Source organism: Lysinibacillus capsici, from assembly GCF_020217405.1.
GTDB classification, from domain to species: Bacteria; Bacillota; Bacilli; order Bacillales_A; family Planococcaceae; genus Lysinibacillus; species Lysinibacillus capsici.
Map to the genome: position 1 here is coordinate 3,769,886 of NZ_CP084108.1, position 14,745 is coordinate 3,784,630.

The window sequence follows — 14,745 nt, forward strand, 5'->3', positions numbered from 1 at the left end:
TCGTTTTTATGCAGGCAAATCAAGGTCAAGCATATTCATTTCTACTTAGCATATAGTTTGATAAAGACATTAAGTTGATGATGGGCGGAGGAATTTTACAGGTGAGTGCAATGATACTTGGCGGTTTTCTATTTTTCAGTGTGAGCATGGGGGGCGCGATTGCCTGGATTTTCTCTAAGCTATTTCAGCATACAACACAGGGATTATCATTATTGTGCGGAGGTTTTTTAGTAGGCTTACTTGTGCTAGATATCATCCCTTCTTCCTTTCAAATCTATCAATCATTTGGGATTATATTAGGTATTTTTATTGGTTATTTCATCTTCCAACTACTAGATACCTTATTTCATGCTTCTCATGCACAGAATCCCTCTGTCTCTCTATTAACACTAGCTATGATTATCCATACAATACCTATTAGTCTCACTGTTGGAAATTTACTTGGAAATGCTGCATTAAGTATTTCTCTCACAGCCTCCATTATTCTCCACCATGTTCCAGAGGGATTTGCATTATCTACTGCACTCATCTCTCAAGGTGAAAGGCTTTGGAGACTTTTCATTTATTTCTTCATCTTCTCTATTTTCTTTAGTATTTTCATCTGGTTTGGTCAGTATTGGGCTTTACCAGACAAAGCACAAGGGATCTTAATGGGCATTTCGATAGGATTGATTGCTACAGCTAGTATTTCTGAATTCATTTTGCATCAGCTACAGAGAGTCTCATTTAAAGCATTTTTTATGTATCTATTTCTAGGTTATTTCCTAAGCTATATTTTCCATATACTTGTTGAATAACAAAGGGATGTCTCCGCGCATGAGACATCCCTTTCCTCTTTTATTCTTCTTCACTAACTAGCATTAAAGTAAGCGTTAAAATTTTAGAAACCTCTGCCCGAGTAAGATTACCTTTTGGATTAAACTTACCATTCGTACCATTTAAAATACCTAGATGTTGCAATAGACCAATAGCCTCTACTGTTTCTTGACGCATTTGATTTTTATCTGTGAATGAATTGTTTTTGCTCACTTGCGCAACATCCACTTCCATACCTTCTAAATACCTAGCAGTAATATAGGCCATTTCCTCTCGTGTAACGGGCTTTTTCGGCTCAAATTTTTCACCATTGAAAATATCGATTAAGCCATACTCTTCAAGAATCGCTACTTCCTTAGCACCCCAGAAACCATTAAGATCCGTATAAGAAGCAGGACCTTCATAATCATCATTCACATTTAAGCCAGATGCACGGAAAATAATAGCCGCCAGTTCTCCACGCGTCACTTGTCCATTTGGATTAAACGTAGTAGCTGTTGTCCCATTAATGATATCTGTTTGATATAGTAACTGAATATAGCTTTCAGCCCAATGACCAATAGCATCCTTGAAATATCCACCTGATTTTAACTCAATGTCGGCACGAGCAAATACCTGTACCATATCATTTAAATCTTCTGCACTAACTGCTTCCCATTTGCCAGCTGTATATACTTCACTCTTATAGCCATTACTAGTTTGTGTAATTTTTATTTGAATTGCCTGCCCAAATAACTTCTTCAATTCTTCATAGTTTTCCTTAAACTCTTTTTCTCCCTCTGGATAGAGGTTTGTACCATCTTTGTACGATTGAAGAATCGCCTCTAATGAAATTTTTACTGTAATACTATTTTTTGTTGTAACAATCGACACTTCGTTATTTTCAAAGCCTATTTTAGATAACAAAAGCATTTTATAAATATCTTGATAGGGCATGGCTTGTAACTGACTAGTAGCTGCAACATTCTGCTTTGGATGAATTATATTTGCCACATTTACTACATCCTGTGCATACGCCTGTCCACCAAACCCTCCTGTAAAACATGCAATACTCAGTGCACCAGCTAACATTATTTTCTTCACTGTTATTCCCCCTTCGATTCATAGATTCAGTGTACTAAAACAACAGTTTGTAAATCTATAAAAATGTGGGAATTATACAATAATTATATAAAAGTCCTGTTATTAACACATTATAATTTTCCTATTTTACTTGTGAGTTTGAAACTAGTTTAACAGAAGAACAATTTACTTAATGCTATCTACAACCATTACATATGTAATTAGATATATCTCTTAAATGAGGGCAGCTCTTAAAGGCTGTTCTTTGTTATATTTCTTTAACAGTGGGTACATACTTGAAAAGAAACTTCTTTCAGATAACTTTATATTTATATAATATTAGAGGCTTTCATTTGATTTTTATTCAAGGGTAGAAGTAGTATGGAATTGTAACGAAGGATTATCTACATATCCACACTATTATATTAATGTAACAATTCCAAAGGAGGAATTTCGATGAATTATCAAAACATTACAGTTGCAGGTAGTGGTGTATTAGGAAGTCAAATTGCTTATCAATCTGCTTTCAAAGGTTTTAATGTAACAGTGTATGACATTAACGATGAGGCGTTAAAAAATGCACAGGATCGTATTACAAAATTAAAACCATTTTATCAACAAGATTTAGGTGCTACACAAGAAGAAGTGGATGCAGCCTATGCACGTCTTACATTTAATAGTGACTTGGCGCAAGCCGTTGCCAATGCTGACCTTGTTATAGAAGCAATCCCTGAAGTTGTAAGCATCAAAACAGAATTTTACACGAATCTTGGAAAAGTAGCACCAGCAAATACAATTTTTGCAACAAACTCGTCTACTTTACTACCAAGCCAATTTGCTGAAGCAACTGGCCGTCCTGAAAAATTTTTAGCTCTTCACTTTGCTAATACAATCTGGAAAAACAATACTGCGGAAATTATGAAACACCCTGGTACAGATATGAAAGTATTTGATGAAGTGATTGAATTTGCGCGCGCTATCGGCATGGTGCCACTACCATTGCATAAAGAGCAACCTGGCTATATTTTAAACTCATTGCTAGTGCCGTTTTTAGATGCAGCTGAATCCTTACTTGTAAAAGAAGTGGCTGATCCAGAAACAATCGATAAAACATGGATGATTGGTACAGGCGCTCCACTTGGACCATTTGCTATACTAGACATCGTTGGCATTAACACTGCCTATAACATTGTGGAAGCGAAAGCAACTGCCACTGGTGATGAAAACATGAAAAAATTGGCTAACCTCTTAAAAACAGAGTACATCGAAAAAGGTAAATTAGGTCGCGCAACAGGCGAGGGCTTCTACACATATCCAAACCCAAGCTTTGCAAAACCAGATTTCTTAAAGGGTTAATGATTAAAAAGAGCAATTGTCCTTCTTAAAAGGGCATTGCTCTTTTTTTATCATACAAAAAAATTCCAAAAACTAGGTGTGTTTTCAAATTCCTTCGTTGTCAGCTTTTCAATAATTTTCAGCTTAATCTCCTGCTCTAAGTCTTCTCTATCCTGGTAACTTGTTTGATGAAGACACTGCTTAATTTTTGGCGTAAAATTTTCAATAATTATTAGCATCTCCTCATTCATATTGTTCTGCATTGACTAAATCTCCTCCTTTCTAATAATATGATGAAGCTTCTTTAAAGCCTTTCGATGCAGGTTGGATATATTCTGTGGTGTTGTTTTTAATGTTTCAGCGATTACTTTTATAGAATAGTCTTTGACATAAATCATTTCTAAAATTTGCAGTTGCTTGTCTGTTAATTTTTGCAAGCCTTTAAAGAGCTGTTCATTTTCAATTTTTTCTAATAATCCTTCTTCTTCGCTCTCTTCGTCTCTTTTACCGTCGTCCATTAGACCACTATCTGCGACTAATAAAAAGCGATTTTGCAATCTTCTCTTTTTTTTATCGAAATCCAAGCTAAAGAAATAAATTAAATTGCTGATATATTTTATTTTCTGTACCCTTTGATAATGAGCTTGAAATGTTTCATCAACCATTTTCAAATTACAATCATTGGGATATAAGATTGCATGTTGTACCAAATAAAGATTTTGTGCATCTGCCAAAAAACTCCTGATAATTGGGTTTTTAACCTGTTCTCTATTTCTGTAAAAAAACTCTTCTATTATTTTGTACTCATTACACATTCGCATCACTCCTATATATTCGCCTTCTTGTTCATTAAAGTGAATATCATATATCTATTATAAACCAAAAACAGAACAAATGTTCTATATTTTATTCATTCATATTGATTTTATTATTCGTACGTTCACTTTTAAGAACTGTAAGCATCACAATAATGAGGGAGGAAGATGTTATGATACCAGTTGAAACTATACAAATGTGGGTTCACCTAATAGGTAATTCAGGTTTCCCTATTGCCATTACCATCTATCTCTTTATGCGTTTTGAGAAGAAAATAGAAAATTTGGAAGCGATCATCCTGAAGTTGTTAGATAAAAGGGAAAATTAATAAGCCTATAAAAAAATTTACGGCAGCATCCTTTTTAAAGGATGCTGCCGTGTGACTTAAAGATGCTTCTGCATACCATATATGTAAGAACAAATATGTAGATGGGGGGATTTTATGGAGCTTATATTGGCCATTTTTCTCATGCTAGATATTCCCTACAATTACTTTCAACATTCATTCCCCATTATGATTGAATACTTGGGGAATCTTGGATTTTGGCTGGCACTCCCATTATCGGTCCTTACTATCTTGCTAAGTCTATGGTTACTTATAAAAAAAGTGGGCATTGTTAGCTCTTTACTTATTCTTTTTATTACGGGGATTCTTTTATTCCTTGCTTTAATTTCATTGTTCCATTGTTACTCATCCTAATAAATTGAAGCCTTTGAAGATGGAATACTTCAAAGGCTTTTTAGCATTTTTAGAAATACAGCACCATATAATCCTCATCAAAATATTGCTGTCCTATTTTTAAGGCGTTTCGTTCTGTTCCAAAAACGTGAAAACCTAACGATGTGTATAATCCTTTTGCTGATTCATTGGAAGAAACAACTGTTAAATTAATTTGCTCGACGTCTACAAGTGTCTTTGCTTGATTGATGATCTCTACCATTAGTTGTTTTCCTATGCCCAATCCCCGCTTTTTTGAAGAAACATACACGGCAAAAATACTCGCTTTATGCTTTAGCTTCATTTTATTTGCTTGCACCAATGTCGCCACACCGAGTAAATCCTCCTGGTCAAATGCCCCAAATGTAAATGTTCCCTGTCCTTCGAGCCTATTTGCAAACGACTCAAGTGACAAATCCTTTTCTTCCTCGAAGCTAGCGCCAAAAGCTTCTGGATTTGTTTGCAATCCCTCTAATCTTAAATCTCTATATACCCCAGCATCTGCTGCTGTTAATTGTCTAATTTCCATGCCTTTTCCTCCTATCATACTTTTCCTATTTATCGGCCATAACAATTGGCATTTGATGTACTTTTACAACAGTAATCCTTAAAATGGAAATAAGGGAGCTGAAAATCTATGGAATCTACTAATATGTCAAAACACTTTCTTACATTACAGGCGCAACGAGCACACTATCTACCAGCAGATTCATTCACTTTCACAGGAAGAACTATGGCGAGTAACACGTGAGGGAAAATGGTCCATTGGTGAACACTTTTATCACCTTTATTTGATTCTCAAAATGCTCCACACAGCAACCAAATATTCTTTATTCCTCATGCCTATCGCTAAAAGGCGAAGAAACAAGCCATACTCTACTGAAATACATGATATTTATGAAGAATATCAATCCAAAAAAGGACATGGAATGCGAGCACCCAGTATTTTGATTCCACCTAAGAAAATACGCTTTGTATTAAACAGTTATGATATCGAGCAATTACTTATCAACGAGACACTTGCTTTGCAAAAGTTAGTACAAAATATAGACGAGGATGTTGCAGGACACATTGTTTTTCCTGATCCCATTGCGCATTATCCTAATCTCATTCAAGCTATTCAATTGTTGGCTATTCATGAGAGACATCACTATAAGATTGCTGTTAAAAGAAAAGTGACCTAAAATGATGCTAACATTTTAGGTCACTCTATAGTTTCTAAAGCAGCATACGTAAAAACTTTTCAAAATGCACGCCTGCCTCACGAGGTACTTGCTCCTTCGAAGTAGCTTCAATTGCAGCAGCTAAAAATGTTTCTGCTAGTGTCATTGACTCCATTAAATCTTGTCCGCGCATCATGCCACCCATTATGATGGATGCGAAGAGGTCGCCTGTGCCTGAATAGCTCTCACCATTATAGTTGCGGATATTATGAAAAGACCGCTCAGAATCGACAAACATATTGCCAACATAACGCTTGTCCGTATCACCTACTGGTGGATTCAAACCCGTAATAATGACATTTGCTCCAGTTGCTTGCTGTAACTGCTGACCTGCCTCTTTAAGGGCATGAATATAATCTGTATCATTTTGATAGCTCAATAGCCTTTCATAGGATAAACCTGTAAGCAAGCAGCATTCCGTAACATTTGGCGTAATAATATCAGCACACTTTACTAACGCTTTCATACGATCAAGCAAGTCACCAGTAAACATCTTATAGACCTCACCATGATCGCCCATTACTGGATCGACAAGTAACGTTGTCTTATCTGAGTGAAACACATCTAAAAAGCGAAATATATTATTGATTTGCTCCTTACCTGTAACAAAGCCTGTATGAATCCCATCAAAGGTAGCTCCAAGCTTACTCCACTCGTCTATAAAAGAGTCCATCTTTGACGTTAAATCTTCACAATAGAAGCTTGAATATCCTGTTTGTGCCGTTAAAATAGCTGTTGGTAGTGGGACTGCTTGCACACCCATCACAGAGAGTACAGGCATCGCAGCCGTCAATGAGCACTTACCAAAGGACGACATATCTTGAATTACAGCAACTTTTTTCATCATACATTCCACCTAACTCATCCTGCTTTTACTCTCCCCATCGTATCACAATTAGAAAGATGCGAAAATAACCTCAAACTGACCCTTAACTTTTTTATGAAATTGACACTTTTACAATAGTCAGTCCTTTGTTAAAGTAAAAATCATCAAAATATTCATCATAGTGAGGAAGAGACAAATGCAAAATATACAAAGGCCAACATCCTATACAAAATCACGCACAAAAACATTTGATTTAGTCATTACAGCGATTTTAGCAGCACTTGTTTTCGTTGCTACAATGTTTATCAATCTTAAGCTTCCGATTGGGCAAGGGGGCCTTATCCACTTAGGAACATCTATGCTGTTTATCTCCGCTATTCTATTCGGGCCTAAAAAAGGAGCACTTGCTGGAGCTATTGGAATGGGTTTATTCGATATCGTAGGTGGCTGGTTAATTTGGGCACCCACAACCATTATTTCACGCGCATTACAAGGCTTCATTGTCGGTAAAATTGCTTGGTCAAAAGGACATAAAGGTGATAATCTTGGGCTGAATATTTTAGGAGCAGTAGTATCAATGCCTGTGATGATTGCTGTTTACTATGTTGGGCAAGCCATTATGTTCAACAGCTGGATTGCCCCGCTGGCATCCATTCCTGGGGACGTCATTCAAAACATCGTAGGCTTAGTTATCGCCATCCCAGTATGTGTTGTACTGAAAAAAACGCCATACTTCAAAAACAATTTTTAATGAAAATACACCATCTTGCTGTTGAACAGTAAAGATGGTGTTTTTTATGGAGTGATATTCAAAAACAACGAATTTCAAGATAAAGTGAAACTAGCCTTGTTCTTTTTCATACTATAAGGTGGAGGTGGAAAAATGCCAAGAGTAAAATACCGTGATGCAGACGTTGCTTTAATGGCAAGGATGATGAGAGCAGAAGCAGAGGGTGAAGGTCAACAAGGTATGCTTTACGTGGGCAATGTCATTGTGAATCGTGCAGTGGCGTCCTGTTTAGACTTCAATGATGTAAGAACGATTGAGCAGGTTATTTACCAGGTACAAGGCGGAAACTATTCTTTCGAAGCTGTTCAAAAAGGCAATATGTTTTACCAAAGAGCAAGAGAAACGGAAAAAAGATTAGCGAAACAAAACTTAGATTTCTGGCGAGAACATCCAGCAAAATATGCACTCTGGTACTTCAATCCATATGCACCATGTCCCCCAACATGGTATGGTCAGCCGTTTACAGGACAATTTAAGAATCATTGCTTTTATGAACCTGCTCCAGATACTTGTGCCAGTGTATATATGGGATAATTCGTTCAATGTTAAAAAGGGAATACCTCTATTGCAGGTATCCCCTTTATGCTCATATTATATAGCATGGCTTAATCCATCACTCTTAAAAGCTTTTCCTTAAACATCATTACTCCAATCAAGCCAATGATAGAAAATATGACTGGCGAGATGAAGCCATAGTAGTACCCATCATTTATATTGCCTGTGGCAGCTTGAAAGTAATCTAAAATATAGCCAAAAATAATGGGCAGCAATACAGCACTTAGAAAGCCCCCTGTATTGGCAAACCCAGAAACAATACCTGATTCATTTAAAGGGAAAGTTTGACGAACTGCCGCAAAGGTTAAAGCACTTGCACCATAGCCAAAGCCGATGAGAAAGAACAGGACAATGAGCATGCAAATGGACGGATGTCCTTTCAATAAAAGAAAGGCAAACCAACTCGTTAAAACCGCAATATGCACAACAATATAGGGTCTCTTAATCGTACCTAACCAGCCAGCAATCCAGCTCATTAAAGGTGCTCCTATAAGCGCTCCGACTAGACCAATCATAATTAGCTGACTAGCCTCTGATCGTGACATCTCATACATATTGATCCCATATGGTACTGCCCACGAGCTAATAAAGCCAACATACCCGCCCACAACGCCAAAATGACAAAAAAATAAAGCCCATGCTTGACTGCTTGAAAATATTCTTCGTAATAATATGGCGCTTTTTTCACGTTTTATTTCTTTAGCTATGCTTACAGATTCCTTTGAAAAAATGCGTTTTGTGTTTTGTACAAGCACAAAATAAAGAAGTACACCACATAAGCATAGTAAAAGTCCTGTAGAGAAAAAGGTGATTCGCCAACCTAATAAAAGAATCAATGTAGCAAAAGGAACTGTTGCCAATAAGAAGCCTAAGCTCCCTGTCATACCAGCAAAGCCAATTAGTCGGACAAACTCCTTTTTATGAAACCATTGTGCCAAAATAAGCACCATATTCACCCATATGGTGGCATCTCCTACACCAGTAAGTATTCTAGAAAAGAATAGAATGAATTCATGTGTACCTAGACTGTAAAGAATGGTACCTATACCTGTAAGGGTGGCACCAATGATGAGGAAAACGTTTGGCCCAAATCGATCAGCTAAAATCCCCATTGGAATTTGTAAACTCGTGTACACAAAAAATTGAATACTCGTCAATAAGCCGATTGTCGATGCTGTTACCCCAAAATCCTCCATCAATTGATCTGTAATTAACCCTGGAGCAGTTCGCTGACTTGCCATTAACAAATAGGTAAACAATACAGCAACAAACACAATCCATCTGTACTTATGTTGTTGTTTGTCCAATAATCACTACTCCTATTAGCATTTATTTTATGTATATGAGTTCGAGGTCAGGATAAAACCTGCTTTTGAGGAAGCTTGAAAATTACGATCGCAAAAAACGCACCTAGTCTCTACTAAGTGCGTTCATGCTATATTATACTGCTGGCTGAGGCTGTTCACTGACATGTACTGCTGGTTGTCGGCCTTTCCAAGGCATGGCTTCCTCTAGCTGTCTACCTAGCTGTAATAACGTCCATTCATCTGCAAATTTACCCGTTATTTGTAGACCAATTGGTAGACCTGATTTACTTTCGGCTAAAGGCAATGATATAGAGGGCTGACCTGTAGCATTGAATAAATTTGTAAACGGTGCATACGTGAAAATTTGCTCTGTCCATTCAACAGCCGAAATATTAGGATTGTTGGCATTTAACTCACCAATTTTAGCAGGAAGTGTGCCAATAGTTGGACTCAATAAAATATCATAGTCTTCAAAGAATCCTGCTACTTGGCGTGAAACGACTGCATTTGTATGAATAGCTTCTAATAAATCAGCCGCCTTTAATTGGCCACCATATTCATAGCATTTCCAAATGGCTGCTTCAATATAGTCTGGAGAAACTGCCTTACCAGTTCCCGCTGCAGCCCCCTTAATCATGTGATAAATATTCGCTGTCCAAATAGCAACCGTCGCCTTTGTAAATGATGCTTGTTCATATTTCGGACGCGCTTCTACTACCTCGTGTCCTAGCTCCTTTAAAACTTGAACTGTTTTATGAACTGCTTCTATACATTCCGGATCGACAAATGCCCCAGAATTTGTTTCAGTTGTCCAAGCAATTTTTAGTGGGCGCACTGTTTCCTGGATAAGTTGTCCATAAGGTGCATGTGTTACTTCTAATTTGGAATAGCTCCCTAAGTCAGGGCCTGCTACTTGATCCAATAAAACAGCTGTATCACGAATTGTACGCGTCACAGCGAACTCAATGGCAATACCATTTAAAGGCTCGCTATTGAATGGACCAGCTGGAACTCTTCCCCGTGTCGGCTTTAATCCCACTAACCCACTACAGGAAGCGGGGATACGAATAGAACCTCCACCATCATTGGCATGAGCGATTGGCACAATACCACTTGCAACAGCCGCTGCTGACCCACCACTCGAACCGCCTGGACTATGAGTTAAATTCCACGGATTGCGCGTTGCACCATAAATAACCGCTTCAGTCGCTGCATTATAGCCAAACTCAGGCGTTGTCGTAGTCCCTGCTAAAATCAAGCCAGCCTTTCTAAAACGCGCCATTAATTCACTATCGACGGGTATAACCGTATTTTCTCCAATACGACTCCCCATACTATGCGAAACACCCTCTGCATGTAGCACAAGCTCTTTAATTAAAAACGGAACACCTGCAAACGGCGCATTTTCATCAACCTTTTCAATTGCCTTGTCAGCCTGCTCTTCTAACACACTAACAACTGCATTAATGGATGGATTGACTTTTTTTATTCCTTCTAACGCTAGCTCCTTTAACTCCTGTGGTGTTACCTCCTTTGATTTTACTAGCTCTGCTAACCCAATACCGTCATAGGATGCATACTCTTGTAAATTCATATCATCACCTCGTATAGTAGTAATCTTGCAACTATAATGTACTGAATATTCTAAATTTAAGATATTACCCGAAAGGATAATTCTGTTTTAAGTAGAATATAAATGCATAATAGAGAAACGAGGTGTTTTCATGTTTTTAGAAAATGATTTAGAAAACATTCTTAAAGCAAGCTATCATATTTCGAATATGAATGTGAAACAAAGCAATGAAGGTTTTAAACATGAACTATTGCAAACAATTAGTCAGCATCTCGGCTATCACCATATGTTATTTTGGGAAATAGCAAATAATGAGCTAACCGCCCCTGTGCTTTTTAATATAGAGCGTCACACGATTAATGACTATTTACAAAGATATAAAAACTTTGATCCATTGCACCCCCAAAATATAAACACACAGCCTTCCATTCAGCTAATGAGTAGGAATGAAGTGATGTGCCTGCAAAAACAAACCCACTATAAAGAAGTATTTTTGAAAGAAAATCGCTATGAAGATGAAATGGCCATGTATTTAAGAATAGACAATAGGCTCGTAGCCGTTATTGGCTTTTTAAGGAAAACAGGAGAGAAGCTATTTAATGAAAAAGATATTTTAAAGTTAGTATATTTGAAAAGAAATATCGAAAATATGTATTCCTTACATCACTTTTCACAGCCCTCCATCGTGTTGGAAATGACAGATCGAGAACGAGAAGTTTTAAAGTTTGTATTCAAAGGCTTAAAAAACATAGAAATCGCTAAGCAATTATTCGTCAGTGAAAATACAATCAAAAAACATCTTCAAAATCTATATAGAAAATTTCAAGTAACCAATCGTACCCAGCTACTGGCAAAGTGTTTAAAGTATATTGATCATATTTAGGAGGGTCATCTATTGAATTCAAAGGTAGTATGATTAATTGGCATAAAACTATTTTCCCTCAGTAAAAAATGTCCCACCAATTGGGTGGGACATTTCTAATTTTAATTCTAACTATAGAGGCGCTCTTTTACTTAATTACTTTGCACTTTATATACTTTACTATCAAGCTGTCTATCTATTGCCTGCTGTAAAAATCGCGTAGCGGTAAACAATTTTTCTTCATCAATATTCGTTTGCACACCTAAACGATGCAGGAAATTTACTAAATCATTTGTCGATACATTGCCGCTTGCACCAGGGGCATAGGGGCATCCCCCTAAACCTCCAATAGCACTGTCGTATTTTGTAATCCCCAGCTCAAGTGCTGCAAAGATATTGGCTAAAGCACGGCCATACGTATCATGAAAATGAAGGGCAAACAAATCACGATCGTATTGAGTGAGTAGCTCTGATAAAATAGCCTTTACTTGTACAGGATCCGCTACCCCAATTGTATCGCCGAGTGAAATTTCAGAAACGCCCATTGCTAGATAGGCATCAATGATATCCTTCACTGTTTGAAGCTTTACTTCATCACCAAACGGACTGCCAAATACAGTTGAAATATAGCCTCTTAACGATATACCTTCACGATTTGCTACTTCAGCTACAGCTTTTAAGTTTTGCAAAGATTGGTTGATTGAAGCGTTTACATTACTTTGATTATGCTCCTCAGAGGCGGAGATAAATAACGCAATTTCATCAACCTTTTGTTGAATGGCTCCTTCTACCCCTTTCAAATTAGGCACAAGCGCTGCATACGTTATTTTTTCATGACGTGCGATTTGCTCAAACACTTCATGATGATCGGCTAAAGCTGGTATCCATTTGGGACTAACAAAAGAGGATACTTCGATATGGCGGACACCTGTTTCACTGATTAAGTTAATCCATTGCACTTTCAAATCAGTTGGAATAAAAATTTTCTCATTTTGTAAGCCGTCACGAGGACCAACTTCTCTTATTTCCACTTGTTTTGGTAAAGTCATCAAGATACACTTCCTTTAATTAAATGCCGAACAGCTGTAGCATAATCCAGCTTGATGCGTAGAATACCATGAATTGCACACCGGCCCCTACACCTAAAATACGATTCAATAATCCACCCACAGTTGCGACTGTAAATGTTAACACTACTCCTAGTAATTGTGCCTCGTTATAGGCAAGCAAAAATGCTAATCCGATAAACATCGCTACGATTGCTTCCTGGCTAATATATTTCAATACTAATACAGATGCTTTACGTGCATAATTCATCGCAAATGGATAAGCAATTAAAGCCGCCACACTAATACCGATTAACCCAAAAATGAAAAAGTCCCATGAAGACATGAGCGTGTGTAAGTTGTTAACTGGATCTACTGTAAAAATCGGTGGTGCATTAAATAAAGGTGATGCTGGTCCAAGTGCTACTGGGCTTAACGGAATACCGAATGCAATTAATGGAATAATCGCTTCAGCTATATATGTCGATTCCGTTACACCATTCATGACAGTAAGACTCGTTGTTGATTTTTTATAGGCACCTTTTGTACGTGAGCCTACAATTTCTCCCATCAATGACGTCATCCCGACAGGACTGAAGACAAATGTAAGGGAGGAAAGAAACGTTGTAATGCTCGTAAAAATGGTCTGCCTTTTCGATAAAATTTTAAATGGATTCGGGAAATAGCCTTTCCATGATTTCGTTTCGGGAGCAAGATTATATTGATTTGGCTTACTGCGTGCTAGATCATTTTTAGCAACAGAAGAAGCCGCCATTAAAATATTACAAAACATCGGTCCAATGGCAATTCCTAAAAAGAATGTAATACTTAAATGTTTATCCAGCATCGCGAAGCTAACGCTATCTAAAGCTTTTATGAAAAATGCAAATGGAATAATAATTAAAATACTTGCCCATTTTCCCTTTGAAAAGAATGCGATTAAAATAGCGGCAAGTGTAAAAATGATGCCTGATGAAGATTTAAAAAAGTCGGCAAATTGACCTAAAAACTGACCTAATAATACAGCGGTTGGTAGGGCGATAAAGGCACCGATAACACCGCCAGAAATCATTTTACGTAGTGCAACGTGCGGCATGCCTAAACGGCGTAATGTATTGGCATGGTCGATTAACGGTACAGCCGTAGTATCCCCTGGAATGCCTAATAACGCAGTTGGGACAGCATGTGTTAAATGCTTAGCTAACACGCCTGCCATGAAAAAGGCGAATACCCCTTCAGGAGGCGCTCCCAGCAAAATAACTAACAATGTAATGGGTACCATAATTGCTGTTTCATCTGTACCTGAAATAAGTCCAATTATAGTAAAGATAGCTGCACCAAGAAGTGCAAATAAAAGAGCTATTACATAAATACTCATTTTTTATCCGCTCCTTTCAAGCCTTGTAAGCTAGAAAGAATTCCAAAATCCTCAAGCTCTTTTTTTGTCACCGGATCTTCCTCGATTAAGCGTATTTCCTCGTCTATATCAATTTGTAAATCCTCAAATGCTTCCTTTAAAGAATGACTGGATGCTTCATCTTCTACTAAAATACGCTTTGGTTTAAAAAGAATCGTATTAATAGCAACAACAATTAGAATACCCGTGATTCCTGTTAACAGTGAATAGGAGTTAATCATTTGAGGGTCTGCAAACTTCGGAAAAACCCACTGGCCAAACTGATAGCCTAAAAAGCTTGCGGCAACGCTTAAAATAATTGAAATAATTAATTGATTACCAGAAACCGTGTCTCCTAAAATTTCGATAAACTTCTTTTCCTCTACATTTTTTTGCCCATTGTATGGAGTATTCGCCATG

Annotated in this window: 16 protein-coding genes and 1 pseudogene; 7 read left to right on the forward strand and 10 right to left on the reverse strand. The window is 37.4% G+C overall.

What is annotated here, in order from left to right:
• The first annotated feature begins 110 nt into the window (after positions 1 to 110).
• Complete coding sequence (locus tag LCP48_RS18665) at positions 111 to 797, forward strand: ZIP family metal transporter (RefSeq protein WP_225341050.1); 687 nt, start codon at positions 111 to 113, stop codon at positions 795 to 797.
• A 40-nt stretch (positions 798 to 837) separates the two neighbouring features.
• On the opposite strand, the gene LCP48_RS18670 is transcribed toward LCP48_RS18665, so the two are convergent.
• Positions 838 to 1,899 (reverse strand): S-layer homology domain-containing protein, encoded by a 1,062-nt coding sequence (locus LCP48_RS18670; RefSeq protein WP_004228189.1) that lies wholly within the window; start codon positions 1,897 to 1,899, stop codon positions 838 to 840.
• A gap of 435 nt (positions 1,900 to 2,334) precedes the next feature.
• Between LCP48_RS18670 and LCP48_RS18675 the strand changes: the two genes are divergently transcribed.
• Entirely contained in the window at positions 2,335 to 3,234 is a 900-nt protein-coding gene (locus LCP48_RS18675) for a 3-hydroxyacyl-CoA dehydrogenase (protein WP_225340424.1), read from the forward strand.
• A gap of 50 nt (positions 3,235 to 3,284) precedes the next feature.
• Here LCP48_RS18675 and LCP48_RS18680 read toward each other — a convergent pair whose 3' ends face one another.
• Together LCP48_RS18680 and LCP48_RS18685 are read right to left on the reverse strand one after the other, a co-directional pair.
• A complete protein-coding gene (locus LCP48_RS18680) occupies positions 3,285 to 3,476 on the reverse strand; it encodes a hypothetical protein (protein ID WP_004228187.1) in 192 nt (63 codons plus the stop codon).
• A 3-nt stretch (positions 3,477 to 3,479) separates the two neighbouring features.
• The gene (locus tag LCP48_RS18685) at positions 3,480 to 4,028 is read right to left on the reverse strand and encodes a sigma-70 family RNA polymerase sigma factor (protein ID WP_009373124.1); all 549 of its coding nucleotides are present in this window, start codon (positions 4,026 to 4,028) and stop codon (positions 3,480 to 3,482) included.
• Between the two features lie 173 nt (positions 4,029 to 4,201).
• On the opposite strand from LCP48_RS18685, the gene LCP48_RS18690 reads away from it, so the two are divergent.
• Positions 4,202 to 4,357, forward strand: a complete 156-nt coding sequence (locus tag LCP48_RS18690) for a YvrJ family protein (protein WP_004228185.1) — start codon at positions 4,202 to 4,204, stop codon at positions 4,355 to 4,357.
• 421 nt (positions 4,358 to 4,778) lie between these two features.
• On the opposite strand, the gene LCP48_RS18695 is transcribed toward LCP48_RS18690, so the two are convergent.
• Complete coding sequence (locus LCP48_RS18695; RefSeq protein WP_225340425.1) at positions 4,779 to 5,276, reverse strand: GNAT family N-acetyltransferase; 498 nt, start codon at positions 5,274 to 5,276, stop codon at positions 4,779 to 4,781.
• Between the two features lie 108 nt (positions 5,277 to 5,384).
• Between LCP48_RS18695 and LCP48_RS18700 the strand changes: the two are divergent.
• Positions 5,385 to 5,931, forward strand: a pseudogene (locus LCP48_RS18700) (DinB family protein).
• A 34-nt stretch (positions 5,932 to 5,965) separates the two neighbouring features.
• On the opposite strand, the gene LCP48_RS18705 reads toward LCP48_RS18700, so the two are convergent.
• On the reverse strand, positions 5,966 to 6,814 hold the full coding sequence (locus LCP48_RS18705) for a pyridoxamine kinase (RefSeq protein ID WP_225341051.1): 849 nt from the start codon (positions 6,812 to 6,814) through the stop codon (positions 5,966 to 5,968).
• 178 nt (positions 6,815 to 6,992) lie between these two features.
• Here LCP48_RS18705 and LCP48_RS18710 point away from each other — a divergent pair, with 178 nt between their 5' ends.
• On the forward strand, positions 6,993 to 7,547 hold the full coding sequence (locus tag LCP48_RS18710; RefSeq protein WP_004228177.1) for an ECF transporter S component: 555 nt from the start codon (positions 6,993 to 6,995) through the stop codon (positions 7,545 to 7,547).
• A gap of 132 nt (positions 7,548 to 7,679) precedes the next feature.
• On the forward strand, positions 7,680 to 8,120 hold the full coding sequence (locus LCP48_RS18715; RefSeq protein WP_004228176.1) for a cell wall hydrolase: 441 nt from the start codon (positions 7,680 to 7,682) through the stop codon (positions 8,118 to 8,120).
• Positions 8,121 to 8,191: 71 nt separating this feature from the next.
• On the opposite strand, the gene LCP48_RS18720 is transcribed toward LCP48_RS18715, so the two are convergent.
• Together LCP48_RS18720 and LCP48_RS18725 are read right to left on the reverse strand one after the other, a co-directional pair.
• Entirely contained in the window at positions 8,192 to 9,448 is a 1,257-nt protein-coding gene (locus LCP48_RS18720; RefSeq protein WP_225340426.1) for an MFS transporter, read from the reverse strand.
• Between the two features lie 133 nt (positions 9,449 to 9,581).
• On the reverse strand, positions 9,582 to 11,042 hold the full coding sequence (locus LCP48_RS18725; protein WP_225340427.1) for an amidase: 1,461 nt from the start codon (positions 11,040 to 11,042) through the stop codon (positions 9,582 to 9,584).
• 130 nt (positions 11,043 to 11,172) lie between these two features.
• On the opposite strand from LCP48_RS18725, the gene LCP48_RS18730 reads away from it, so the two are divergent.
• Entirely contained in the window at positions 11,173 to 11,904 is a 732-nt protein-coding gene (locus tag LCP48_RS18730) for a response regulator transcription factor (RefSeq protein WP_004228171.1), read from the forward strand.
• A gap of 131 nt (positions 11,905 to 12,035) precedes the next feature.
• Here the strand turns inward: LCP48_RS18730 and LCP48_RS18735 are convergent, their stop codons facing one another.
• Genes LCP48_RS18735 through LCP48_RS18745 form a run of 3 tightly spaced genes read right to left on the reverse strand, consistent with a single transcriptional unit; the run spans position 12,036 to position 14,744 of the window.
• Positions 12,036 to 12,932, reverse strand: coding sequence for a hydroxymethylglutaryl-CoA lyase (locus tag LCP48_RS18735; protein WP_004228170.1), 897 nt, complete (start codon positions 12,930 to 12,932; stop codon positions 12,036 to 12,038).
• Positions 12,933 to 12,951: 19 nt separating this feature from the next.
• The gene (locus LCP48_RS18740) at positions 12,952 to 14,307 is read right to left on the reverse strand and encodes a tripartite tricarboxylate transporter permease (protein ID WP_004228168.1); all 1,356 of its coding nucleotides are present in this window, start codon (positions 14,305 to 14,307) and stop codon (positions 12,952 to 12,954) included.
• Entirely contained in the window at positions 14,304 to 14,744 is a 441-nt protein-coding gene (locus LCP48_RS18745; RefSeq protein WP_004228167.1) for a hypothetical protein, read from the reverse strand. Before LCP48_RS18745 ends, LCP48_RS18740 begins: the two co-directional genes overlap by 4 nt.
• Position 14,745: the final 1 nt, after the last annotated feature.

Bases quoted from the DNA above. Each gene is read 5' to 3' on its own strand.
- LCP48_RS18710 (WP_004228177.1), top strand. From the start codon at position 6,993: ATGCAAAATATACAAAGGCCAACATCCTATACAAAATCACGCACAAAA.
- LCP48_RS18675 (WP_225340424.1), top strand. From the start codon at position 2,335: ATGAATTATCAAAACATTACAGTTGCAGGTAGTGGTGTATTAGGAAGT.
- LCP48_RS18695 (WP_225340425.1), bottom strand. From the start codon at position 5,276: ATGGAAATTAGACAATTAACAGCAGCAGATGCTGGGGTATATAGAGAT.
- LCP48_RS18685 (WP_009373124.1), bottom strand. From the start codon at position 4,028: ATGTGTAATGAGTACAAAATAATAGAAGAGTTTTTTTACAGAAATAGA.
- LCP48_RS18680 (WP_004228187.1), bottom strand. From the start codon at position 3,476: ATGCAGAACAATATGAATGAGGAGATGCTAATAATTATTGAAAATTTT.
- LCP48_RS18725 (WP_225340427.1), bottom strand. From the start codon at position 11,042: ATGAATTTACAAGAGTATGCATCCTATGACGGTATTGGGTTAGCAGAG.
- LCP48_RS18665 (WP_225341050.1), top strand. From the start codon at position 111: ATGATACTTGGCGGTTTTCTATTTTTCAGTGTGAGCATGGGGGGCGCG.
- LCP48_RS18705 (WP_225341051.1), bottom strand. From the start codon at position 6,814: ATGAAAAAAGTTGCTGTAATTCAAGATATGTCGTCCTTTGGTAAGTGC.
- LCP48_RS18735 (WP_004228170.1), bottom strand. From the start codon at position 12,932: ATGACTTTACCAAAACAAGTGGAAATAAGAGAAGTTGGTCCTCGTGAC.
- LCP48_RS18715 (WP_004228176.1), top strand. From the start codon at position 7,680: ATGCCAAGAGTAAAATACCGTGATGCAGACGTTGCTTTAATGGCAAGG.
- LCP48_RS18730 (WP_004228171.1), top strand. From the start codon at position 11,173: ATGTTTTTAGAAAATGATTTAGAAAACATTCTTAAAGCAAGCTATCAT.
- LCP48_RS18740 (WP_004228168.1), bottom strand. From the start codon at position 14,307: ATGAGTATTTATGTAATAGCTCTTTTATTTGCACTTCTTGGTGCAGCT.
- LCP48_RS18745 (WP_004228167.1), bottom strand. From the start codon at position 14,744: ATGGCGAATACTCCATACAATGGGCAAAAAAATGTAGAGGAAAAGAAG.
- LCP48_RS18690 (WP_004228185.1), top strand. From the start codon at position 4,202: ATGATACCAGTTGAAACTATACAAATGTGGGTTCACCTAATAGGTAAT.